The 26,008-nt window shown below is 42.8% G+C and carries 16 protein-coding genes; 11 read left to right on the top strand and 5 right to left on the bottom strand.

Annotation, left to right across the window (positions count from 1 at the left end; genetic code table 11):
- The first annotated feature begins 12 nt into the window (after positions 1-12).
- The 6 genes from ygjK (G327_RS0106310) (at position 13) to ygjK (G327_RS0106285) (ending at position 13,495) form a co-directional block, all read left to right on the top strand.
- Positions 13-2,430, top strand: a complete 2,418-nt coding sequence (gene ygjK, locus G327_RS0106310) for an alpha-glucosidase (protein WP_019613915.1) — start codon at positions 13-15, stop codon at positions 2,428-2,430.
- 440 nt (positions 2,431-2,870) lie between these two features.
- Positions 2,871-3,863: a transcriptional regulator EbgR gene (gene ebgR / locus G327_RS0106305; protein ID WP_019613914.1), complete on the top strand. Its 993-nt coding sequence runs from the start codon at positions 2,871-2,873 to the stop codon at positions 3,861-3,863.
- A gap of 464 nt (positions 3,864-4,327) precedes the next feature.
- Positions 4,328-7,414 (top strand): beta-galactosidase subunit alpha, encoded by a 3,087-nt coding sequence (gene ebgA / locus G327_RS0106300; RefSeq protein ID WP_019613913.1) that lies wholly within the window; start codon positions 4,328-4,330, stop codon positions 7,412-7,414.
- Positions 7,414-7,866: a beta-galactosidase subunit beta gene (locus G327_RS0106295; protein WP_019613912.1), complete on the top strand. Its 453-nt coding sequence runs from the start codon at positions 7,414-7,416 to the stop codon at positions 7,864-7,866. Before ebgA ends, G327_RS0106295 begins: the two co-directional genes overlap by 1 nt.
- Positions 7,867-7,947: 81 nt before the next feature.
- Positions 7,948-9,381 carry an amino acid permease gene (locus tag G327_RS0106290; protein ID WP_019613911.1) on the top strand — a complete coding sequence of 478 codons (1,434 nt, stop codon included), beginning with the start codon at positions 7,948-7,950 and terminating at the stop codon, positions 9,379-9,381.
- A 1,732-nt stretch (positions 9,382-11,113) separates the two neighbouring features.
- Positions 11,114-13,495, top strand: coding sequence for an alpha-glucosidase (gene ygjK, locus G327_RS0106285; protein ID WP_019613910.1), 2,382 nt, complete (start codon positions 11,114-11,116; stop codon positions 13,493-13,495).
- Positions 13,496-13,561: 66 nt separating this feature from the next.
- Here the strand turns inward: ygjK (G327_RS0106285) and G327_RS0106280 are convergent, their stop codons facing one another.
- The 4 genes from G327_RS0106280 to G327_RS0106265 form a co-directional block, all read right to left on the bottom strand.
- Positions 13,562-14,056 (bottom strand): prepilin-type N-terminal cleavage/methylation domain-containing protein, encoded by a 495-nt coding sequence (locus G327_RS0106280; RefSeq protein WP_425413783.1) that lies wholly within the window; start codon positions 14,054-14,056, stop codon positions 13,562-13,564.
- A 90-nt stretch (positions 14,057-14,146) separates the two neighbouring features.
- Positions 14,147-14,776 (bottom strand): class GN sortase, encoded by a 630-nt coding sequence (locus tag G327_RS24085; protein ID WP_019613908.1) that lies wholly within the window; start codon positions 14,774-14,776, stop codon positions 14,147-14,149.
- Positions 14,777-14,785: 9 nt separating this feature from the next.
- Complete coding sequence (locus G327_RS24080) at positions 14,786-16,978, bottom strand: marine proteobacterial sortase target protein (RefSeq protein WP_019613907.1); 2,193 nt, start codon at positions 16,976-16,978, stop codon at positions 14,786-14,788.
- A gap of 9 nt (positions 16,979-16,987) precedes the next feature.
- A complete protein-coding gene (locus tag G327_RS0106265; protein ID WP_019613906.1) occupies positions 16,988-17,956 on the bottom strand; it encodes an OmpA family protein in 969 nt (322 codons plus the stop codon).
- A gap of 190 nt (positions 17,957-18,146) precedes the next feature.
- Between G327_RS0106265 and pdsR the strand changes: the two genes are divergently transcribed.
- The 3 genes from pdsR to G327_RS0106250 all read left to right on the top strand — a co-directional run bounded on the left by pdsR (position 18,147) and on the right by G327_RS0106250 (position 21,623).
- Positions 18,147-18,851 carry a proteobacterial dedicated sortase system response regulator gene (gene pdsR, locus G327_RS0106260; protein WP_019613905.1) on the top strand — a complete coding sequence of 235 codons (705 nt, stop codon included), beginning with the start codon at positions 18,147-18,149 and terminating at the stop codon, positions 18,849-18,851.
- Positions 18,848-21,016: a proteobacterial dedicated sortase system histidine kinase gene (gene pdsS / locus G327_RS0106255; RefSeq protein ID WP_019613904.1), complete on the top strand. Its 2,169-nt coding sequence runs from the start codon at positions 18,848-18,850 to the stop codon at positions 21,014-21,016. Before pdsR ends, pdsS begins: the two co-directional genes overlap by 4 nt.
- Before the next feature lie 160 nt (positions 21,017-21,176).
- Positions 21,177-21,623, top strand: a complete 447-nt coding sequence (locus tag G327_RS0106250; protein WP_019613903.1) for a DUF2059 domain-containing protein — start codon at positions 21,177-21,179, stop codon at positions 21,621-21,623.
- A 104-nt stretch (positions 21,624-21,727) separates the two neighbouring features.
- Here G327_RS0106250 and G327_RS25950 read toward each other — a convergent pair whose 3' ends face one another.
- Positions 21,728-24,001: an SUMF1/EgtB/PvdO family nonheme iron enzyme gene (locus G327_RS25950; RefSeq protein WP_019613902.1), complete on the bottom strand. Its 2,274-nt coding sequence runs from the start codon at positions 23,999-24,001 to the stop codon at positions 21,728-21,730.
- Positions 24,002-24,324: 323 nt separating this feature from the next.
- Here G327_RS25950 and G327_RS0106240 point away from each other — a divergent pair, with 323 nt between their 5' ends.
- Both G327_RS0106240 and G327_RS0106235 read left to right on the top strand, forming a co-directional pair.
- Entirely contained in the window at positions 24,325-24,687 is a 363-nt protein-coding gene (locus G327_RS0106240; RefSeq protein ID WP_019613901.1) for a hypothetical protein, read from the top strand.
- An 85-nt stretch (positions 24,688-24,772) separates the two neighbouring features.
- A complete protein-coding gene (locus tag G327_RS0106235; RefSeq protein WP_019613900.1) occupies positions 24,773-25,942 on the top strand; it encodes an Lcl C-terminal domain-containing protein in 1,170 nt (389 codons plus the stop codon).
- Positions 25,943-26,008 lie beyond the last annotated feature (66 nt).

The raw sequence follows: 26,008 nt of genomic DNA, 5'->3' as shown, positions 1-26,008 counted from the left end.
GAGGAATAAATAATGAAAATGAATAAATCACTCTGCGCACTAGCCGTTGTTTCTGCACTTACTTTAAGCGCATGTAATACGACAAACGATCAAGCAGCTGCTGAATCAGCGGCTGCAGCACAGCACAATGCAGCATTAGTTAACTCCTTTAAAAATGTTATCGACCGCACCGGCTCACCGGATTATATGCGCGATTACGACTTTGATGAGCACCAGCGCTTTAACCCGTTTTTTGATCTGGGAGCATGGCATGGTCACTTATTACCAGACAATAAAGACAGCATGGGCGGATTCCCGGGTACAGCTCTGTTAACCGAAGAATACATTAACTTTATGGCAACCAATTTTGATCGCCTGACGGTATTCAAAGAGGGTAAAAAAGTAGACTTTGCTATGGAAGTTTACAGCTTACCAGGATCACTGGTGCAGGTTCTAACAGCTGATGGTGTAAAAGTTGAAATGCATTTACGCTTTGCCACTAACCGCACCTCATTAGTAGAAACTAAAATAGATACCGATAGTGAATTAACCTTAGTCTGGGACGGACAGCTGATTGAAGGCTCACATGCAGCAGAAGGCGTACAGCAGTCGGATAAATCGGTTTCTGAAACCTATCCGGAATACGATCGTAAAATTGCAGCCACCGATAACGGCCTGAAAGTTACCTTCGGTAAAGTACGCTCAACATGGGATCTGTTAACCTCTGGTGAGTCTGAATATCAGGTAAATAAAACTATTAAAGCAGACACAAAGGTTGACGGTTTAAGCTTTACCTCAACAGCTAAAATCGACTCTGACACCACTTTTTATACCACCTATACGCATGTTTTAACAGCAGATGAGAACCTGGCGGAACAGGCTAAGATCAAGGCAGTATTAGCCGATCCGCTTAGCTATCAGGAACAGTCAGATAAACGCTGGGAACAATATCTGACACTTGGTTTAACCAATAAAAGTGCAACAGAAGAGCAGGCGCGTGTTGCGGTTAAATCCATTGAGACACTTAACGGCAACTGGCGTGGTGCTGCCGGTGCCATGAAACATGACTCAGTAACACCTTCGGTTACTGCGCGCTGGTTCTCAGGTAACCAGACCTGGCCTTGGGATACCTGGAAACAGGCTTACGCAATGGCACACTTCAACCCGGAAGTGGCTAAAGAAAATATCCGTGCAATGTTTGCTTACCAGATTCAGGCCGATGATAAAGTACGCCCTTATGATGCAGGTTACGTACCCGATTTATTAGCTTACAACCTTAGCCCGGAACGCGGCGGTGACGGCGGTAACTGGAATGAGCGTAATACTAAACCAAGTCTGGCATCATGGGCTGTAATGGAAGTTTACAATACTACTCAAGATAAAGCCTGGCTTGAAGAGATGTATCCACAACTGGTGGCTTACCATGACTGGTGGCTGCGTAACCGCGACCATAACGGTAACGGCATTCCAGAATACGGTGCTGCGGTAGATAAAGCACATAATACCCCGGACGGTCAACTACTGTTCACAGCCACTATTAACGGTAAGGAAACGCAGCTTCAGGGCATTGAGAAATACAACAGCCTGATTGCCTCTGGCGAATACGATAATATCGAAATTCCGGCACAGACAGCGGCTTCATGGGAGTCCGGTCGTGACGACGCGGCAGTATTCGGTTTCATTGATGAAGATCAGCTGAAAAAATATGTAGAAGACGGTGGTTCACGTAAAGACTGGGAAGTACAGTTTGCAGAAAACCGTGATGAATCAGGTCAGCTGATCGGTTACTCACTACTGCAGGAGTCTGTCGACCAGGCAAGTTACATGTACAGTGATAACAAATATTTAGCCGAGATGGCTGATCTTTTAGGTAAACCGGCCGATGCGGCAGAGTTCCGTCAAAAATCAGCAGATATCGCTTCTTACATCAATACCTGTATGTTTGATGAGAAAAGCGGATATTATTACGATATTCGTATCGAAGAAACAGAGATGGACAACGGCTGTGCAGGTAAACCGATTGTAGAGCGCGGTAAAGGTCCTGAAGGCTGGTCACCACTGTTTAACGGCGCAGCGACTCAGGAACAAGCCGATATTGTTATTAAAACAATGTTAAATAAAGACGAGTTCAATACCTTTGTTCCTCTGGGTACTGCATCACAACAAAGCCCGGCTTTCGGTGCTGATATTTACTGGCGCGGACGTGTATGGGTAGATCAATTCTACTTCGGTGTACGCGGCATGGAACAGTACGGCTACCATGATCAGGCAGTAGAGTTAGCGAATAAATTCTTCCAGAACGCTGACGGTCTTGTAGAAGACGGCCCGATCCGGGAAAATTACAACCCGTTAAACGGCGCACAACAAGGTGCACCTAACTTCTCATGGAGTGCGGCGCATTTATATATGTTATACAATGAGTTTTTTGCCGAGCAAAAAACTGAAAAATAAATAAGCCTCCTAAAAGCTGTTCAAGCCCGCTAATAAATCAAGCGGGCTTTTTTTTATCCGTTATTTAACAGTGACAGACAATCTGCACATGGATAAGATAAGCGTCATCATAAAATATTTGAATAGAAAAACAGGTTTCATCAGTGGAGTAGCTTTCAATATATCAGGGGTTGAGTTAACCCGTACAACAGCAGGATCACCTTAGACAGTCTCAGATGATCTGAATACAGTGCACTTCACAACGTTTTTCACATTGACCCCCTGCCCTGTAAAGCATCATCATCATACTCAAATGGTTGGGCTATATAGCGGTCAGACATAAGTCATTTACTAAAAACAAAAGCAAATAACTTTACTAAAACAAGGTTTGAGTATCACATTTTTCATTTTCTGAGTAGAATAACTGCAAATAAATGAGAAACTTACCTGTTGGAGAATAAATGGCTACCTTAAAGGAAATAGCTCATGAAGCGAATGTTTCGTCAGCGACAGTCTCACGTGTATTAAATGAAGATCCAAATTTAAGCGTAAAAGAGGAAACTAAGCGGCGGATATTTGAAATTGCAGAAAAACTAGAATATACAACAAGCTCAACTCGAAAATTGTCTTCTAACTTACCTGTATTAAATAATCAGCAGCTGCACATTTTCGCTCTTTATAATTACAAGCAGGAAACAGAAATTAATGACCCTTACTATCTGGCTATCCGACATGGTATTGAAACTCAATGCGAGAAATTTAATGTCAACTTAACAAGTAGTTATGAAAGCAGCCTAGATATCAAAAATCAAAAAATTGACGGTGTACTATTAATTGGCCGCCAAAATGAAAAGCAGCTTGAATCGATCAAACTATTAACCAATAATATTGTTTACATCGATCATGTTGATCATGAACAAGATTTTGACTGTGTTAATGTCGACCTGACTCGCATTAGTAGAGAAGTTATTAATTTCTTTATAAATCAAGGCTATAACAGAATAGGATTGATTGGAGGGCGCGATCAAGATGACATTCCTGACATTCGCGAAGAAGCCTTCACCGAATACGGTAGATTAAAAGGCGTTGTTTCAGAATCAGATATTTATCGTGGTGATTTTTCGAGTTCATCGGGTTATAAATTAGCCAAAAAAATGCTTAATCATGATCACCCTAATGCTTTTTTTATTGCCTCAGACTCCATCGCCATTGGTGTATTACGGGCCATCCACGAAAAAGGGTTAAGCATTCCAGATGATATTGCATTAATTAGTGTTAATGATATCCCAACGGCAAAATTTACCTTCCCTTCACTATCTACTTTTCGGATTCATTCTGAACTAATGGGCAGCCAAGGTATTAATTTACTGATTGAACGACGTCGAGATCAAAGAAAAATACCTGTCTATGTCAATATTCCAAGCAGCCTGAGATTGCGTAATACCACTAAATAGACCCAAACCACTTGCAGGTGTATCTGCAGGCGGCTGGGTACAATACCCAATCCATTAATTTCTATTCATTTATGCTGGTTGTCAATTTCAATTAGACCAACCAGTTACTGCAATAAACGCCTTGCGTTCACTCCTTTTTCCTACACCTAAGCAGATCATTTAATTAGTGGGATTGGGATAATTATGATCTCCCGCTCACTTAATAACCTAGAGCAGAAAGGATATTTATCTAGCCTGCTCTATTACCCCTCTCACTGTCAGCACAACCTTTCTAGATCCTGTTTATCTTTTATTGTCATAAGCATTAAAGCGACAAATAACGATGCTTTAAGCGCGCGTTACCATTAAAAATGTGATCTAGTTAAAATCTATTAAACACACCCATTATATTTAGTTAAAGTTTTAGTTAATATTTACCAATAGAATTTATTAACTTAACGCTCGGTATTAACCGGAGGGTAAATATGAACAATTGGGAAAACTTCTTTAATCTAAATGAAAATCGTATGGCACCACGTGCTTACTTTTTCTCATATGACTCAACTCAAAGCGCGGCAACATTTCAGCGGGAATTAAGCAGCCGCTATCAGTTATTAAGCGGCCAGTGGAATTTTAATTTTTTTACTAATCCAATGCTTGTACCTGATGAGTTTTATTCTCAGTATATGAATACCTGGGGGAGCATAACTGTACCAAATATGTGGCAAATGGAAGGCCACGGAGATCTTCAGTATACAGATGAAGGTTTTCCATTCCCGATAGATGTACCTTTTGTACCAAGCGATAATCCTACTGGCGCTTATCAGCGTATTTTCACATTAGGTGAAACATGGAACGACAAACAAACCATTATTAAATTTGATGGCGTTGAAACCTACTTTGAAGTGTACATAAATGGTCACTACGTTGGTTTTAGTAAAGGCAGCCGTTTAACTGCAGAATTTGATATCTCAGAATATGCACAGCAAGGTGAAAACTTATTGTCGGTTCGTGTTATGCAGTGGGCTGACTCGACCTATATTGAAGATCAGGACATGTGGTGGACTGGCGGTATTTTCCGCGATGTTTATTTAGTCGGTAAAGAGCCTGTACATGTACAGGACTTTACAGTTCGTACTGACTTTGATGATAACTATCAGAATGCACGGTTATCCTGCACGGTAGAATTAGAAAACCTAAGTAAAAATACAGTACTAAACCATACCCTGGAATATGCTTTACTGGATGCAGGAACCGTTGTTGCACAAGGTATAACTGACTCATTAAGCTTCGATTCCCAGCTGGCTGTTAACATTAGTCTCAATGTCGAAAGCCCGGTACATTGGAACGCTGAAACCCCTTATTTATACCAGCTCATTTTGACTCATAAAGATGCACAGGGTAACACCCTTGAGATCATCCCTCATCGTGTTGGTTTCCGTGATATTAAAGTCCGTGACGGTCTGTTCTACATCAATAATAAATATGTCATGTTACACGGTGTTAACCGTCATGATAATGACCATTTGAAAGGTCGTGCGGTTGGTATGGCCCGTGTTGAAAAAGATATTATCCTGATGAAACAGCATAATATTAATTCGGTACGAACAGCACACTACCCAAATGACCCGCGCTTTTATGAACTATGTGATATTTACGGTTTGTTTGTAATGGGTGAAACCGATGTGGAAACGCATGGCTTTGCAAATGTTGGTGATTTAAGCCGTATTACTGACGATCCTGAATGGGAACATGTGTTTGTAGAGCGTATTGAACGCCATATTCATGCGCAGAAAAATCATGCCTCTATCATTATGTGGTCACTCGGCAACGAATCGGGTTACGGCTGCAACATCAAAGCAATGTACCAGGCAGCTAAAGCCATTGACGATACCCGTTTAGTACATTACGAAGAAGACCGTGATGCTGAAGTGGTTGATATCATCAGTACTATGTATTCGCGTGCACAGTTAATGAATGCATTTGGTGAATTCCCGCATGATAAACCACGTATTATCTGTGAATATGCACACGCAATGGGTAACGGCCCCGGCGGCTTAACAGAATACCAGAATGTATTCTATAAGCATGATTCAATCCAGGGACACTATGTCTGGGAGTGGTGTGATCACGGCATTCTAGCAAAAGATGAGAACGGCACTGAGTTCTTAAAATACGGCGGTGATTACGGTGATTACCCGAATAATTATAACTTCTGCATGGATGGATTAGTCTATTCAGATCAAACGCCGGGACCCGGCCTTAAAGAATATAAACAAGTTATTGCTCCGGTAAAAATTCGTGCTAAAGATGCTCAAAACGGTATTTTCACTGTTGATAATAAACTGTGGTTTTCCAACCTTGATGATTACACCATCACAGCGGAAATTCGTGCTGAAGGTGAAACACTGCAGAGCATCACCCTGAAAGTGAAAGATTTAGCTGAAAACAGCAGCCGTGATATTGAACTTCAAATGACACAGCTTGACGACCGTGAAACCTTTATTAACTTTACCGTTCGTAAAGATTCCCGCACCTTGTACAGTGAAGTCAATCACGACATTGCGGTATACCAGGTACAGCTAAAAGAGAATACACAACAGCAGCCTGCATTTACTAACAACAATGCCACTGCACTTGAAATTCAAGAAACACAGTTGGACTACCTGGTTACAGGTCTTAACTTCAGTCTTAATTTCTCGAAATTAAACGGTAAGTTAACCTCTTGGACAACAAACGGCAAAGAGTTGATTGCCAGCTCGCCGAAACTTAATTTCTTTAAACCTATGGTCGATAACCACAAACAGGAACATGACGGTCTGTGGGAACCGGCTCACCTGCAGATTATGCAGGAACACTTCCGTTCAATGACTGTTGAACAAGTTAACGGCAAAGTCATATTCACAGTAAGCAGCATTATTGCACCGCCTGTATTTGATTTTGGTATGCGCTGCACTTACGTCTACGAGGTCAATAAAGAAGGCCAGCTTAATATTCAGCTGTCTGCTGAAAAGTATGGTGAATATCCGCATGTAATCCCCGTACTTGGTTTAGATCTCGGTATCATTAACGAATTTGATCAAGTCCAGTATTACGGCCGAGGTCCGGAAGAAAACTACCAGGACAGTCAGCAGGCAAATCTAATTGATGTTTACCAGACAACGGTTGCGGATATGTTTGAGAATTATCCATTCCCGCAAAATAATGGTAACCGCCAGAATGTGCGCTGGGCATCTTTAGCCAATCGCCACGGTTCGGGTTTATTTATTAAACCAGAGCAGGAAATTAACTTTAGTGCCTGGTATTACACCAGCCAAAACTTACACCAGGCACAGCATACTATTGAACTTGCAGAAAGCGGTTTTATTACCGTTAACCTTGACCATAAGTTGATGGGCTTAGGTTCAAATTCATGGGGCTCTGAAGTATTAGATTCATACCGTGTTTATATGCAGGATTTCCAATATGCCTTAACGCTCGTACCGTTTCACGGGGGAAGCGGCACAGCAGGCACATTATCACAACACACATTTACCTGTGCAGATAACATCGAAGAAGGCGGGGAAAAATAATGATTATTTTAGATGATTTAACACAGTTTAAAGAAGTTTACCGCGACGGTCGTAAATGGAATCGTTGTATTGAAGCAATTGAAAATTTAGAAAAACTAAAAGACGGCGTTATGTATTCGATTGGTGATTCTCTGGTATACATGATCCAGGATGGTGTTGCCGAAAACACTTCAGATTTCATTGCTAACCGACGTTACTTTGATGTCCATTATTACCTTGAAGGTGGCGAGTCAGTCGAGACTGCGGATAAAGATGCGCTAGATATAAAGCATGCTTATCAAGATGAAACTGACCGGGAGTTTCTACGTGGACAGGGACAATCACAAAAACTGTCTCAAGGACAAGTTGCCGTTTTTGACAATAACAAAGCCTATCGTTTTCACGGTGACAGCCGGGTACGTAAAGTCGTGCTTAAAGTGACCGTTGAAGATGGTTACTTTTTAAACAAATAATTTTTTGCATAACACGGCGGCTTTTATCAGCAGTGATCGAGCCGCTAAATCTAACTAAATTTTTTATAACTGGAGAGTTGTATGTCTACATCTTTGCGCGGGACAATAGGTAAGTTTGCCCTATTGTCAATGACACTCGTAGCGGTATTTAACGTCCGTAATATCGTTAATAATAATATCGAGCTGGGCTTGAGCTCAGCCCCTATCTTCCTGCTTGCTACTATTGTGTATTTTATTCCCTTTGTTTTCATTATTGCAGAGTTTGTATCTGCTAATAAAAACTCAGAATCAGGTATGTATGACTGGTTGAAAAAACCATTAGGAACAAAAATGGCCTACCTGGGCTCTTTCCTTTACTGGTTTGTAAACCTGTTCTGGTTTATTTCTCTGCTGCCTAATGTTATTTCTTATGCTTCATACGCAATGCTGGGTTATGAATATACCTTCTCTCCGGTAGTAACTTCGATGATCTCCATTGCGCTATTTGCCCTTGCAACACATATATCAACAAAAGGTGCTTCCTGGTTAGGTAATATTGCAGAGCTTGTTACTTATGGTGTTCTTGCCCTGTTCGCTATCTATCTTATAGGCGCGTTAATGGCACTCGGTGGTGACCATGTTCCAGCAGAGCCGATCACATTAACAGCGATGTCGCCTACGATTAACTGGGCAACCCTGGGTATTATGTGCTGGATCTTCCAGGCGGCAGGTGGTGCAGAAACAGCAGCTGCTTACTTAAAAGATGTAAAAGGCGGTCAAAAGACCTTCATAAAGGTCATTATCGCAGCGGGTGTTCTTATCGGTGCAATGTACGCAGTAGGTTCACTGCTGGTTAACGTATTTGTTGCTCGTGAAGATCTAACCTATGCCGGTGGTATGGTTGAAATCTTTACCGGTATGGCTCAGTACTTTAATGTTTCTGAAGCCCTGGTAGGCCGCTTTGTAGGTATTGTACTGTTTATCGCAATGTTTGGTTCAATGATGATGTGGACTGCAGCTCCCGTTAAAATTCACTTTTCTGAAATCCCTAAAGGTGTATACGGCGAAAAAACAACTGAACTGAACGAGCATGGTGTTCCTTTCCGTGCGGCATGGTGGCAGTTTGCATTCGTATTTGTCATGTTAATCGTAAATGGTTTTGGTTCTGAATCTGTACAAGAGATGATGAATACAGCAATTAATCTCACAGCAGGTACAGCGATGCTGCCGCCTATCTTTATTATGGCAGCTTACTTTGTACTGCGCTGGAAGCATGATGATATGCCTCGTGATTTCCGCATGGGATCTCGAAAAGTGGGCATGGGCGTAGTATCGGTTCTTATCACTATCTTTATTGTAAGCATGACAGCATCTGCATTCCCAACGGGTGTTGATCTAGTTAATGCCTTCTTTATCAATGTATTTATGACAGCGGTATTCTCTGCTCTTGCTTACTGGTGGATTTCTCGCTTTGAAAAGAAGCAGGCAGCTGTCGAAGAGCTAGCAGAGTCCGTACCAACTGCCGTAACAAAATAACAAAATAACAGTACCAATACCCTATTGGTACTTGCTTAACGCAGTAGTGGAGACTCTTTGAAAAGTAGTTTCCACTACTGCAAAACCAGCAGCCACAGAATAACTAGAAACAGCCCCAAGAAACCGTACACGATCTAAAGTTGTTAACTCCCAGTCAGAGCAGCGCTTACACCATAACCTTGAAGCACTAGAAACCTCTACAGAGAAGGTGTTTGCAGTCAAAGTGGCTTTGCGCCAATGCTTTCAATGCCTCTCTTCCCCCCCAGGGTCAACACGCCCGGCTCTGTTTTCAACTTGATTACCAGCAGTTAAAAAGAAAAATATTAAATAACCTCAATCGCATCTTTAAATTTTGAAGAGGTACAATTCCAAATTTGCAGGGTGTTTTTAAAACGGAGATTTCTGATTTTCAGTTTAAATTTATCGGCAGTTTGAGCCGTCAATATAGGTATTATGTTATTGGCTAAAAAATTATCACTTCTCTTTTTCACACCTCTCAGGTGACTTACAGCTAAGTTCAGGCATGCCTATAGTTCAATCAGCAAAGGTATGCGAGAGGCACTGCTTTCAAAGGCTTCATATATTAAATACCTATGACAAGCAGGAACGGGTGATGAGGTTAGATAGGACCGGGGATACATGGCAGCCGACAGAAATACCCAATAAGGTGTTGAATTCCTATACCTAAAAGCGCATTGCATTAATTGATAGTGTTCAAAAACCAGTGTCATTTCAGTAGAAATGGCACTAAACAGGAATGACAGATTATTAAGGTAGACATCCCCTGGCAAACACAATTTCTGACTTTATTTAACCTGCGTTCGGATAGTTTATTTTGCTAATTACCCCCTAGATTTACCTTCATTAATTGTTCTTTAGCAGCACCATGATGACACAGATTGGAATAATAAATGAAACGTATAAGCCTCCTATATATAATGTTGTAAAACGAGTTATGTGATATGACATAACGTAATTCCCTTATAATTAAGCTTTTTCTTCCACAGTTTTATCTCAATATATTTTTTATTTTGTTCATTTTTTTACTTTGAGTTTAAATTGTTAAAAACAGATAAATAGACGATTTTCACTATTCAAGTTCTAGCAAATCAATAGCGATCCCCCCCCTGTATGTAGTTGCCATTTTAGTGATACCAAAGAGATTCTAACTAAGCCCTACATCCCTGTAACACCCCCTTAACATCGCTGAAAAAACAAGCAAATAAAACTCTTTTTTTTGATCTGCTTATCACTATTAAATACGCCCCCCGTAAGAATAAAGGGAATTACGAGTTGACTATTTACTAACCATAACATATCAACAACAGAGGTCATTTGAAATACATTGGCAACTTTTTGATCGGCCGTAAAAAGGTAATCTAATAATCAACGAGAGACAGCAAAAGTCATTTAAAACCAAAAGGTTACATCACGCATGATGTTACATTCCGTTACATTAATCTACTTGGCCTTTTCTGCTCCAGTGTTCATAGTCAGTGGGTCAAAACCACACTGCTGGTCCGGTTTAATTATCTGATTGATAATTCGTCGATATGGAAATTTTCAGGTTAACAACAATCTAATTTGAAAGTAAATTGATGCCGGTCTTAGAGCATGAACATGGGTAAAAATGGAGATTTATTATGACAAAAAAAACCACCTCCACTCATCAATAAAAGGTGACGGAGAAAAATAAAAACAGATAACAATCTGCCACTAAGGATTTAAATTAATGAAAAAAACTCTATGTGCTCTATCGGTTTCAATGGCTCTTGTTCTAAGTGCCTGCCAGTCCGATAGCAATGAAAGCAGTACAACTACACCTCAAGTAAGCGAATTCAAAAGTGTCATCGACCGTACCGGCTCACCAGAGTATATGCGAGATACTGATGACGCTGGACATCAGCGTTTCAGTCCGCTTTTCGATTTAGGTGCATGGCATGGTCACCTGCTGCCTGATAATCAGGACGGCATGGGCGGCTTCCCAGGAACCGCCCTGCTGACTGAAGAGTACATTAACTTTATGTCAAACAACTTTGACCGACTAAGTGTATTCAAGGACGGGGTTAAGGTTGATTTCACCATGGAGGCATACAGTCTCCCGGGCGCTTTAGTACAAAAGCTGACAGGTGACGGAGTAAGCGTAGAGATGACCCTGCGTTTTGCAACCAACCGTACTTCATTAGTGGAAACAAAAATCACTACAGACAGTGAATTGACCCTGGTATGGGACGGTGAACTGATGGAACAGCTTTATGCTAAAGAAGGGGTTTCTCAATCTCAAGCAAGCATCACTGAAGAATACCCTGATTATAATAGAACCCTGGTTAAAACTGACAACGGCTTAAAAGTCACTTTCGGTAAAGTACGTTCAACCTGGGATCTGTTGACCTCGGGTGAATCTGAATACCAGATTAATAAATCCATTAAGACGGAAACCACTATTGATGATCTATCATTCACGTCAACAGCTGAAATCACTCAAGATACCACCATCTACACCACCTATACGCATGTGTTAACCACAGAAGAAAATACAGCAGAGCAGACAAAAATCACAGCAGTATTAAACAACCCGACACAGTACCAGGATGCTAGTGATAACCGCTGGCAGGAGTATTTAGATTTAGCCCTGACCAATGAAGATGCAACAACCGAGCAGACACGTGTTGCTGTGAAGTCAATTGAAACCTTAACCGCCAACTGGCGTGGTCAAGCCGGTGTGATGAAGCATGACTCAGTAACCCCGTCAGTAACGGCGCGCTGGTTCTCCGGTAACCAGACATGGCCTTGGGATAGCTGGAAACAGGCATTTGCCATGGCGCACTTTAATCCACACGTAGCAAAAGAAAATATCCGAGCTATGTTTGCCTACCAGATTCAAGCTGATGATGCGCTTCGTCCATTTGATGCAGGCTTTATCCCGGATCTGATTGCTTACAACCTTAGCCCCGAACGCGGCGGTGACGGTGGTAACTGGAATGAGCGTAATACCAAACCAAGTTTAGCATCATGGGCAGTAATGGAAGTGTATAACACCACTCAAGATAAAGCCTGGATAGAAGAGATGTACCCGAAACTAGTCGCCTATCATGACTGGTGGCTGCGCAACCGTGATACTAACGGCAACGGTGTTCCAGAGTACGGTGCGACAGTTGATAAAGCACACACTACTGTTGGGGGAGAGATGCGCTACACAGCAACCATTGACGGTGAAACTAATGATTATGAGGGTATTGACAACTACAATGCACTGATTGCATCAGGCGACTACGACAATATTGAGATTCCAGCGCAGACGGCTGCCTCTTGGGAGTCAGGACGTGATGATGCGGCAGTATTCGGCTTTATCGATGATGATCAGCTGCAAGACTACATTGAAGAAGGCGGTTCACGAGAAGACTGGGAAGTATTGTTTGCTGAAAACCGTGATACAGATGCAAAGTTAGTTGGTTACTCTTTACTGCAGGAGTCTGTTGATCAGGCGAGCTACATGTACACGGATAACAAGTATCTGGCAGAGATGGCCGATATTTTAGGCAAGCCTGAAGATGCGGCTATGTTCCGTGAAAAATCAGCTTTCCTTTCTACGTATATCAATAAGTGTATGTTTGATGAAACGACTGGTTATTTCTATGATATCCGCATTGAAGAAAAAGAGCTGGCTAACGGCTGTGCAGGCAAACCGATCGTCGAGCGTGGACGTGGGCCAGAAGGCTGGTCACCACTATTTAACGGTGCAGCTTCGCAGTCTAATGCAGACCGTGTGATTGAAATTATGTTAAGTGAATATGAATTCAATACCCATGTGCCGCTTGGTACCGCTTCTTTAACCAACCCGGCCTACGGTGCGGATATCTACTGGCGTGGACGTGTCTGGGTAGATCAGTTCTATTTCGGCATACAAGCGATGGATCAGTACGGTTACCATGACCAGGCAGTAGAATTAGCCAATAAGTTTTTCGACAATGCCGATGGTCTAGTTGAAAGCAGCCCTATTCGTGAGAACTACAACCCTGAAACTGGCGAACAGCAAGGCGCACCAAACTTCTCCTGGAGCGCAGCTCACCTGTATATGTTATACAACGAGTTTTTTACCGCTGACAAGCAGTAGTAAATATTCGAATATTTAACGAAAAAGCCCGCTGAGATTTATCTTTTCGGGTTTTTTATTAAGCAGCTAACAGCCGCTGTCTTCAATGCTGTAACCTGGCGGCACACCTAGAGCTGATGCCTGGGTATATTTAAAATAACAGTTATTATCCTGCACCTGATTATCATTATCCGTATCATAACCAAGATAGGTATATTCAATACCTTGATATTCAATCGCAAAATCATCGGAAATATCGATACGCTTTTCGATATCAGTATTATCTAAATAATTCCATTTTAAACGGGTATCATAACTACCGTCACCATTGGTATCAACATCAATCAGATCATCACGATTAGGCACAGGCTGGGCGGCATAACTTGGCATATGGGATTTAAGAAACATAAAGTCGTTGGCCGTTTTGACACTGACTTTAATCTGGGTGATCACATTGACTTTCGCCTCCTTAGACAAGGAGACGAACTTTGGTACTGCGGCGGCAGACAACACCCCGAGAATAATAATAACAACCACTAATTCTATAAGTGTAAAACCCTGATTTAAAGACTTAGACGACAAAATACAACTCCCTGTTCACTGCCATTAGGGAGCATTATCACCTTAATAAGTTGTAATGTGGAAGTAAAAAACTACAAAACCGGCTTCAAGTCAAACTCCCGTTTCCTTTTGCTGGACCCTTTTAGCGATCACCACAAACCGCAAATCACTGTTAATAATATCTGCATCAAAGGGATAACAGGTGATCAGGGTTATCGTTTCAAAGCCGCTGTTTTCCAGCACAGACAGATCCTTTTCATTAACGATTTTTGTCGCGACTACCTGATAACTCATCTGCAGCTGCGGATAAGTCTTAATTGTTATATAACTTGCCGGCGGCAGATCCTCAAGCTGTTTAAAATGCGTATCATTGTGTCCGACCAATACGCTGTTGGCACCTTGATTAAAAGCAGCACTTGAAACCATCCAGGCAGGCGCAAAAGCCAGATTACTGCCGGTTGCCCCGGAAAGAATAATCAAAGGCTCCTGTTCATTAATTGTTAACTGCGCAAATGGTGCACTATCTGCCCAGGGCCAGGCCTTATAGAGCTCACCATCCTGTTGATGACGAGCCCAGGCAAAGGTCAGAAGCTGCTGAGCAAGGTAAGCTTTGCCCTGCATATAAGCGCCTTTACTAAACAGCAGCAGCGCAGCCAGCACCATCACCAGCAGCAGTTTATGAAATACAGTTAAGCGCTGCTTTCTATTTTTGCTGGAAAAGCGCTTTAATAACCCTTTCATAGAAACCTCCTAAGCCCGCGGCTCTGAGATACCAGGTCTCAGCAGACGTTCAGCAGCCCACAATACAGCAGCAGATAACAGCAGCATTAGAGCGATACGCAGATAAAGTCCGCTGCCTAATCCGGTTTGCGGCAGGCTCATGGTATTACCTTTAGGAAGATGCGTTTTAACCTGTTTATCAACACTACTTAACATAAGCGGACGAGTTACCTGCTGTTCAACAGCCACCAGACTGGTGTGTTTAGTGACAATATGGTAGTTAAGCCCTAACGCTGTGATCAGCTGTTTTTTCTCACTAACGGGCAGCTCACGGTTAAGTTCAATACTGTCTATCTGCTCTTTTGCCCATAAAATATCAATGCCGGCGCCATTTTGCTCCTGATCTAGACTCAATACCTGTGTCCATTTTTGAGCTGCGCCGTTTTCAACTTTCAATCCGGAAACCTGCAGTTTATTTTCACCCGACGGTATTTTCATCACCACCTGAAGCGGCTCACCCTGATAGAGATCCGTTAGCGGCTTCGGCCAGTAATCCACCTCGCTGCCGTTTTCCCAGGTCAGTTTAATATCACGCAATACCGGTGCTGAAAGCTGCGTAAACAATGCCGACATTTTCGAGCGTACCTCATTAACATCACCAATACTGGTATAGGTACCGCGCCCCAATTGCGCACTGCTTTTCATAAAATAATGGTTAGGCGCCGATCCGATACCTACCATAAATAAACGGCTTGCCCCCAGCTGCTGCTTAATCTGAGTTAATAACTGCTCTTCGTTACTGATACTGGCATCGGTAATAAATAGTACCTGACGCAGATCTTTGTGCTCATTAGGATAAACGGTACGCTGTTCGGACAGGGCATCGTTTAAGGCCGCCTGCATATTGGTGCCGCCGCCGGCCTGGAGCTGATTAATAAAGCTCTTAGCCATTATTCTGCTGCGGTTGTCAACGGGCAGAGAATTGCCGGCAAAAAATTCTGTATTATTACTAAAGGCAATAATATTAAAAGTATCATTCTCAGCAAGCTGATCAACGGCGAAGCTTAATGCTGATTTTGCCTGTGCGATTGATGTGCCGGACATTGAACCGGATACATCAATCACCAGGATAACCTCTTTAGCAATACGTGCATTCTCAGTGAACTGCATCGCCGGCGGCACCATCATTACTAAACCGTATTTCTCTAGCGTACTGCCGACAGCCTTTTCCTGTACAAAAACGCTGCTTTCAGCCTGCTCCGTCTGCTGCAAAGACCAGTTTAAAACAAAATCGCGATCCGCCAGTACCGTTGAATCGAACAGGGAAATAACCTTAAAATCAGCTTCTCTGTTTTCAATTTTCAAACCATGATAGGGGCTTTGAATATCAGTTGTCGGCAGCGGTGTATGCAGATTGATTTTAATATCCACCAGCAGAGCCGGATCCGCGCTTGTTTTAATCATGCTGACCGTCTGCTCAGCAAGCTGATAACCTGCAGCGGCATCCTGCCAGCGCTGCCACTTATCCAGCCATATCCAGTCTTGTGAGGCTCTTTCCCCCTCCACTTCCTGCTCCTTATTTAGAAAAAGACCAGCTAGATAGCTATGACGTTCCTCTGTACTTAAAGGAGTCACAGCAGGCGCGTAGCGTGGAGTAATCGCCATCGGAAATCGTAAGCTGAATAAGCCGCTTTTATAGGAAACACTATGCTGATACTCAATCTCAATGGTCAGCTTTTCTCCCGGACCAATATTAGCCGCCTTAGTGGTAAACATATTGCCGCGCTGCTGTTCAACTAAAGCGGCTTTTTTGCCCTCTCTTTCAGCCTGTTCATAGATCTGCTGCGCTTCAGCCTTCTGTTTGATTTCTCCAATAATCACCCTCCTGCCGATCCTCATGGTCAGGTGATCAACGGCTGCATTTTCCGGCAGTGGAAACAGATAAACCGCGTTGATCCACTGCGAAGAATCGTTTTCAAAGACCTGTTTAACTGATACCCGGTTAATTAAGCCGCTGACATTCATCTCTACCGATGTACTTAACAAAGGCGCCTCACGGCTAATACCATTACTGTCCTGATAAACCAGACCTGCTTGTGTTATTTCACCGACTGCCTCCGCTGTCGTGAAACTGCTACAGATCAACAGCACTGCGGCCATTGTTCTGCCCAATAATAACCACTGCTGCCTGCGGTTATTGTCTACTCCTTTAAGTGACCGCATAAAACCTCCTTAAAAATCCATTGTCGCTGAAACTGTACGGCTGTCGCGCAGAACAGCATTGTCTATATCTTCAAAACTAACGCTTAACTTTTCCGAACCACTCTCTGTTACTGACAGCTCCTGTTTATCAGTAACTTGACTCTGTTTTTCTAACTTTGCTTGTAATTGTTCCGCGGTTTGTTTCTGCTGTCTTTTTTCGGCAGCTGCCAGTTCGCGACTTTGCTCATTTAACTGTTCAACTAACGCAGTCACCTCAGCCTGATAAGCATGGATCTCAACGCGGCGGTCTAAACGGTTATTAGCAACGGTGCGCGCCTGATGTACCGGACTGCTGTCACCTAAGGTCACAATCGCCAGCTGCTCTTCATCTACTCCCTTATCAACTAAAAATGCCGCCACTACCTGTGCACGCTTTTTAGCCAGTTTGACATTGAATGCAGAGTTACCACTGCGGTCCGTATGGCCGACGACCTGCCACACAGTTTCATTATTCTCCGGGACATTTTTTATAAACTCAGCAGTCTCAATCAACGACTGGAAATAGGAGGGATCTATCTCACTTGATGCAAAGGAAAATAATATTTCGTTTTCAACTACAACCTGCTCTTCGAGGCTGTCTACGCTGTCCGTAACAACTGCTGATTCTGCGGCAGCTAATATCTGTGATTCAGGTTTCTCGGACGCGTTTTTTTCAATATTCTGCGGCAGTTTGTTCAGTTTCTGCGGCTGATAGTCATCTAACTCCTGATGAATCAGGTTTGCTTCGGCAATTAATGCCAGCTCGTCGGCATCGGTTGTGTTGATACTCTGTGTAACATGTTCACGTGTAAGGCTTTCTACCTGATACGCATCGTCTGACGAATATTCAAAAGGAGTTTGAGATTTTTCTAAGGCGATTAATCCGCCGGTAATCGCAGAAATAACGATGATGCTTAGCGTTGTTTTTTTAAACGTTGATTGGTTTTTATTATTAGTCATCTGTTTGCCCTTTTAAGCTGTTATGTTGATGATTCTATTTAAGCAGACAGTTGTGTTATTAAAGGGGTAACAAAAAGGCAGAATGCTGATCAATTGTGTCCGAAAAATGGCAATTGCAGTAAGTCACTATTTAGTGCGGATATTTAACGTATACTGCTGTTAAGAAACACATAAACAAGGTTGTTAGAAAATGAAACGTATCGCAATTGTTGAAGATGAAAAAAATATTCGCGAGAACTACGCCGATTTAATGAGCAGGCACGGTTATCATGTCGATACCTATGAAAACCGTATTGATGCAATTAGCGCATTTGAAGTACGCCTGCCCGACCTGGCAATTATCGATATTGGTTTAGGTGATGAATATGACGGCGGATTTATGCTTTGCCAGTCTTTACGTCAGCTCTCTGCGACGGTACCGATTATTTTTTTAACCGCACGCGATAATGACTTTGATACGATTTCCGGACTGCGTTTAGGCGCAGATGACTATTTAACCAAAGATATCGGACTCGAACATTTAATGGTGCGCATCAGCGCCCTGTTCCGCCGTATCGATCTGATGCAGAAACCCACGAATCAGAACAATATAATCCAGCGCGGCTTATTAACTATCGACAGCGATAAAATGCAGATCAGCTGGTCAAAGCAGGCGCTTGATTTTACCATTACCGAATTCTGGATAGTACATGCTCTGGCAAACCGTGCTGGTATGGTACGTAACCGCCAGCAGCTGATGCAGGATGCCAATATGGTGGTTGACGACAATACCATTACCTCACATATCAAACGTATTCGTAAAAAATTCATTAAGTTAGACCCCGGTTTTGATGAAATCACCGCCGTTTACGGTATGGGTTACCGTTGGGATATTTCCCAGGAAACAGAGCTGTGAAGAAGTTTTCACTCGGGCTGCGCAGTAAAGTCATTCTTTTAGCGAGTTTTCTGCTGATATTACCCTGGCTGGGTTATGAATATGTGTGGGAAATGGAAAAGTTTCTACGTCAGGGACAGGAACAGACGCTGATCGGCACCACCCGCGCCGTTGCTACCGCACTGCATGAGCGCCCCAAACTGTTTAACTCACAGGCAAGCTTCCTGCAGCAGGTTGATGCCGGTAAAGATCTTTACGCCTACACAATAAAACAGGCGATTCAGATAGACGGTTTTCTAGATGACTGGAAAGCCAATAAAAGCCAGAGTCTCTTTTACGGCCCTGAATATGTACGCTTTCAGGCAGATAAAAACACAAATAACCCTATCTCCTTTACCCATATGGTGGGCAAAAAAGACGGCTATTTATACGGGTATTTTCAGGTAAATGATAAGTATCCGGTTTTTCGTCAGAAAAATGCCCGCCAGATAGACAAAAATGACCATCTCATTATCGCGCTTTCTGATCCCTCAGGGATACTGCGGCGTTATGTTATCTCGGTTCATAAGAGCGGCTGGTTTAATGCTTTTCTGCAGCCGGATCCCGGTAGTGATATCAGCCGGCTGCAGCGTGAAAAACGTATTCAGGGTTACTGGAAAGAGACCGAAGCGGGATACAACATAGAGTTCCGTCTGCCTCTAGATATGCTCGGTAATAAATTAGGCTTTGCCCTGCATACCGTTTCCGATAAAAACAAACGCCGGGTAAATAACATTATCGCCACTTCTAATACACGAGATCTGCAGCAGCTGGGCACTGTGTTAGTACCCTCTCCGGAGATTGAACGTATTATAAAAGGCATGAGTCATACGCGCTCGCGGATCTGGGTAGTAGACCGCCACCAGCGGGTACTGGCTAAAGCCGGAGATATCCGTAAGGCAGACGGCGTCTGGGCCCCGGACTACCAGGAACAGGTTTCCGAGGATTCGCTATGGTATCAATTACAAGACAAGCTGCTGGCGCCGCTTTATGATCTGTTTTTATCCCGCCCGCCGCATGATTTTATTGACGATCTGTCGGATTCTACGCAGCTGAACAGCAAGTTTATCAAGGACGCCTTAAACGGTAAATCTCAGTCAAGCTGGCGTCTAACTGACGATAATAAAGCGATGATCCTGTCGGCTGCTCACCCGATAATGGTCGGCGATAAAGTCATGGGCATAGTGGTCGCCGAAGAAACCACTAACGGTATCCGCACTCTGCGTAATAAAGCCCTTGAAAAGCTGTTTAATGTGCTGCTAAGCATCATAGTTGTCGGCACGCTGCTGCTGTTTGTTTTTGCTTCCAATATTGCCTCACGCATTCGTAAACTGCGTGATCAGGCAGATAATGCTATTGATGATCAAGGTCGTATTCTAGCGCCCTTCACTCCGTCAAAGTCCGGAGATGAAATTGGTGATCTGTCACGCGGTTTATCGGATATGGTTAACCGTTTAGGCCAGTACCATCATTATCTGGAAAACCTCTCTTCGCGTCTGTCTCATGAGCTGCGCACCCCGGTTGCCGTGGTCCGTTCATCATTAGAAAATCTGTCGCAGCTGCCGCAGAATGAAGAGAGCCAGAAATACATAAACCGCGCAGAGAAAGGTATTATTCGTTTAAACCGCATCTTAACCAGCATGAGCGAAGCAACCCGCATTGAGCAGAGCCTGCAGAGCAGCGACAAAGAATATTTCCCGCTTAACGAGCTGGTTGAAGGCTGTATTCAGGGTTATCAGATGACCTACAGTGAGTACAAGTTTGAACTTTACAAATCGGATAAGATACTGCCGATTCACGCTGAGCCTGATTTTATTGTGCAGCTGTTTGATAAACTGATCAGTAATGCAATGGAATTCAGTGAACAGGAAAATGCCATTCACATTTCCCTCAAACAACAGGGGGACAGTGCACTGTTAACAGTGGCGAATATCGGCCCGCTGCTGCCGGAAAATATGAGTGATGAGCTGCTGAATTCTATGGTCTCAGTACGTGCAAAAAACAGCAAAGATAAAACCCATTTAGGTTTAGGGCTGTTTATCGCCAAAATGATCACTGAATTCCATCAGGGTAAAATATCGATTCGTAACCGTGAAGATAATTTAGGTGTAGAAGTATTAATAAGCCTGCCGATTAATAAAGGCTGACTTGCAAAAAACAGCAAACAGGGCTTACATTAATAAACATGCGAACATAAAAACAAGCAGACGGCTGCAATAATTTACAGCAGCCGGTAATGCTTTTCTTTATTGCAGCTGTAGTTCTGCATTTAACAAGTGTCTATCATACTCAAAAAAGGATTTATAAATGAATTATTTATGGACAATCTGTTTTGTTATCGGCACCGTTTTCACTCCCTATTCAGCTGTCGCCAAACCGGCATCAGCAGAAAGTGTTAAGACCTTAATGCATGCAAGCGGTCCAGACAGCCTAGGCATGCAGATGCTCAACCGTATGATCCCTTCATTAAAAAAAATGCTTCCTCAAGCACCAGACTCGTTCTGGACAGATGCCGTATCAGAAATCGATGTCGATGAAGTTGAAAACCGGATTATCCCTGTATATCAAAAATATTTAACGGAAGAGGACATTCAGGCTATTAATGCATTTTATAATACACCTGCCGGCAAAAAGATTATCAAGATCCAGCCGAACATAGTGCGGGAAAGTTATGCGATAGGTCAAGAGTGGGGCAAGAAAACAGCGCAGAAAATTTTACTGAAATATCAAGAGCAATCCATAAGCAAACAATAGAAAAAACCAGCATGCCCAAATACAGTACTAAGACACTAGCAAACCTTGAAAGCTTTTCAAAGTTTACTAGTGCCCGCCTTTACCGATTTCGATTTACCCCTTGGTTAATCCGTAAAAGATAAAGTATATTCACCGCCTCTCTTTTTTTGCGAAATGGTTTTTTTTATAAATCCTTTCTGATTGTCTCTGCCCTGAACATAATAGAACTTATCATCTCCTTCCCATACCCAGGCACCATCACCTGTTTCAGCATAATAATAAAAAATTCTATTTTTGCTTATCGCTACACGCCCTCGTTTGCCGGGAGATAACTTGAACCAAGACTTAGTCACCCAGTCACCCTGCAGATTTTTATAACGGATCGCAACCTGTACATGATCACTTGTTTTGTTTTTAAAGTAGATATAATACTGCTCCAGCCTGTCTAACTGCTCTAGATTATTTGATGCATAATAATCGTCTTCGTCGCTTAACAGCTGCCGTTGTAAATGCTTTCTGATAGCTTCTTTATCGATAACAGCATTATTTTTTAACAGCAGTTTGACGGTATCATAATCAACACTTCGCGGGATAAAACCAACAGGATTAGATACAATATATTTATTTGTAAAAACAAAAAATAACGCCGTTCTACCGAATTTATCTTTCCGGTTAACATCAAACCTTTGTGCGAGAAGAAACTCAACCATACTCTCACTCCATTGCATCGCCCTGTGCAGTAAGGTCAAGCCTTTTTTATTTTTAGCATATTTATCAGCCCCGGCAGCGACCAGCATCTTGTATATCTTTTCAAAATCATCATTTGTAAAACTATTATGAAGTGCGGAGTTGCCGCTAGAATCTCTGCTGTTGGGATCAGCCCCCTGTTCAAGTAAAAAACGAATAAAATCGACACTTCCATCTTGCGTAACATCAGCAAACGAAGTGCCTAATTTCGAATCATTAATATCGGCTCCGTGTCTTACCAGCAGGCGAATGAAGCTTCGTTCGTCATCTGCTGCAGATTCCTGATATGGATTAATGATAGACAGAGGAGTACGTCCTTCAGCATCCGCCGCATTTATATTAAAATTACCTTTACCCAAATATCTATCGACCATTTTTCGGTCTCGATGCAGCAGAGCGAATATCAGATCATTCGTTCCCTTTTTTATCCATATATTCTGAGCCTTCTGAATAGCCGCTCTCGAACCGGCCAGAGGAACTCGCAGATCGTATTGGCGGCCGTCTTCAGTCTTTACCTTTCCCCGAAGTTCCGATCCTTTCTGCAGCTGGCCAATCGATTTAAGATCCAGAGCGACAACAAAAGTTGTGGAGCTGGCTATGCCGCAGGTACTGGTAATTCCTGCTGTACAATTGGAATATGCTGACAATACCTTACCATCAACAGTTATATCTCCAGCCCTGTTAAACGGGCTGTTAGAGCCCAAAAACATCGCTAAATAAACCTGATTTTTCTGATATTCAATTGAGAAGTAATGATGGGTTCCCCTAACAAAGGCAACCGGTTCTGATTCAACAAACTCCCAACGCGCTTCGGGAGCGGTTAAAATTTGAGGCTTCTCATGAGCAGGTTTATTATCTTCACTTTGATCTGCCGGATGAACCAGCCTGAACCCTATACTGTTACTTTGATGATCTCGCTTATTTATATTACGACGGGCTGTACGCACGCCGTGTTGATCACTAATCCAGCTGCCGCCGCGACTGACGCGATCTGAATCAGCAGCAGGCCCCTGCGGATTGTTACGCGGACTCTGGCTATAAAAGCTTTCGGAAAAACCGTCAACACACCATTCCCAGACATTGCCGCTCATATCATACAAACCAAGTCCATTGGCTGACTTTTGTCCAACAAAATGCGTCTTTTGGCCGCTGTTATCGCTGTACCAAGCTCCCTTTTCTGCAGAACTGCTCCCGGCATATTTTTCTTTTTTACCACCGCTGCGTGCGGCGTACTCCCATTCAGCTTCCGTCGGCAGACGATATTTTCTGCCGCTTTTCTGATTGAGCTTACGAATAAAGTTCTGCGCATCATTCCAGCTGACATTTTCAACCGGCCGACTATTTCCTGTAAAAGAACTAGGGTTACTCCCCATAACCGCCAGCCACTGAGCCTGTGTGACTTCATACTTACCCATATAAAAATCGTCAATACAAACTTCATGGACCGGCTTTTCAGTATCATAACCATCACCGAAGACATCCCCCATCTGATAACAGCCCTCTTTGATGAATGCTAGCTCCATATCAGTGACAGGATCGATAATGGCATTACCGGCAGCGTTTCCTTCTGACATGCCAAACAGCAAAAACAGCAGTAATCCACCTAACAACCCCATAAATCCAATTCCTGCCGGCCTTCTGCTTATATTCATATTTCTCTCCTGAGATTAATTACGCAATAATAGATTGAATACTTTTTCAAGCTATTTACTCCATGCTGTCATGCCTATGATTTTGGTATTCTAGTATTACTTATTCACGGTAACAATAAGACTTACTAAAAATAAGGAATTAAGCTTAGCTGCATTATTCTGCTATCCTTTCAAGGTCAACTTTTCCCAAGTATCAGCATTGATATAGCCGCCTGCCGTTATGTAAGAAGAAATGACTGTAGAGCGGATAATGATGCACTGGAGATGAACTAAAATTAGAATCACTTCGCCCAGTTACTAAAGAATTAAAGGACAACCGCCTTTTGCAAGCAGCCTATTTATTTAAGAAACTTACTGCTGTCGCCGTTCGTATTTTTATGCGCCGTCATCCGGTAACACAATTTGAAATAGTGGTATATAAAAATCAAATGAAAAACTCTGTCATTACATATGAAACAACGGGTTATGGAACAGAATGGCAGGAATCGACTAGTATTTACCTGCCTGGTTTTAATAACAATTCAGTTATCAACTTGCAGAATGAATGGCACTACGTGTTAAACAATCATTTGAATGAATACCAAACAAACATATCCTTGTACGAAACGGTCAGAAAATTTGACGAAGTAATACAGTTAAAAACAGATTATGAAATATATTTCAAAGTGCAGTACAAACATGAATAAACACAACATTAAAGGCTCATACTAACAAAGGCTGCAGGTTAGTTAATACATTGGCAGCCTGTACAGACAAAAGGAGTTAACTGTATTGAAAACGAAAACAACACTACTGCTATGTTTGTTATTAAATGCAGCTGCCGGACATACACAAAACAGTCCGCTTAATCATCCGATTGTTGATTCTAATGTCAGCGTCTTTTACGACAATAACTCAGTAATCAAAGCTCCGAAACAAGGTGAGCCGTTTTACGGGCAGGATGCACATTACCAGATAAATCCCCCCTCCTACAGCAACAATGGAAACGGAACCATTAACGATAATATCACCGGTTTAATGTGGCAGCAGGAGATGGCAGAAAAACTTACCTTTGAACAGGCGGTTACACGGGCACAATCTCTTAAGTTAGGCGGTTTTAACGACTGGCGGCTTCCTTCTATTAAAGAGTTATATTCTCTGATTCAATTCAGCGGACGGGTAAAAGGTCAGAAAGCCGTGACTCTATTTATAGATACAGACTACTTTCAACAGCCGCTTGGAACACGTCGTCAGATTGATGCACAGACCTGGAGTGCAACACAATATGTCGGCAGAACAATGCGTAATGATCAAACTGTTTTCGGGGTTAATTTTGTCGACGGACGTATCAAGGGCTACCCCAAATTCCATCCGCGCAGCAGACAGGCCAACAAGATGTATTTTCGTTTTGTACGCGGTAATAAAAATTACGGGAAAAACCGTTTTATTGATAACAGCAACGGCACAATAACAGATGCAGCCAGTGGTTTAATGTGGCAGAAAGCGGACAGTGCCAAATCGATGAACTGGCAGGAGGCACTTGCTTATGCCGAAAATCTGCAGCTGGCAGGTTACAGCGACTGGCGTCTGCCCAGTGCTAAAGAACTGCACAGCATAGTGGATTACTCCCGCTCATCGCAGACAACAAATTCAGCGGCACTCAGCCCGCTTTTTAATATCACAATCATTAAAGATCCTCAGGGAAGAAAACAGTATCCCTATTTCTGGAGCAGCACCACTCACCTTGACGGGCGTAACCCCAACGACTCTGCGGTCTACTTTGCTTTCGGCGAAGCACAGGGAAAGATGCATAACCGCTTAATGGATGTACATGGTGCAGGTGCACAGCGCAGCGATCCTAAATCCGGTAGTAAAAAAGACTATCCGCAGTATTTCGGGCCTCAGGGAGATATCCGCTACGTTTTTAATTATGTGCGCAGTGTCAGAACAATAAACCGGTAAAAAAGGTCAGAATCTGATGCTGCCCACAAGCTTAGACTGTTCTTTTTGATTATATTTGTTAATCAT

It is taken from the genome of Psychromonas ossibalaenae ATCC BAA-1528, from assembly GCF_000381745.1.
GTDB classification, from domain to species: domain Bacteria; phylum Pseudomonadota; class Gammaproteobacteria; order Enterobacterales; family Psychromonadaceae; genus Psychromonas; species Psychromonas ossibalaenae.
The sequence above is the reverse complement of the archived record's forward strand: the minus strand, read 5'-3'. Positions and strand labels throughout refer to the sequence as shown.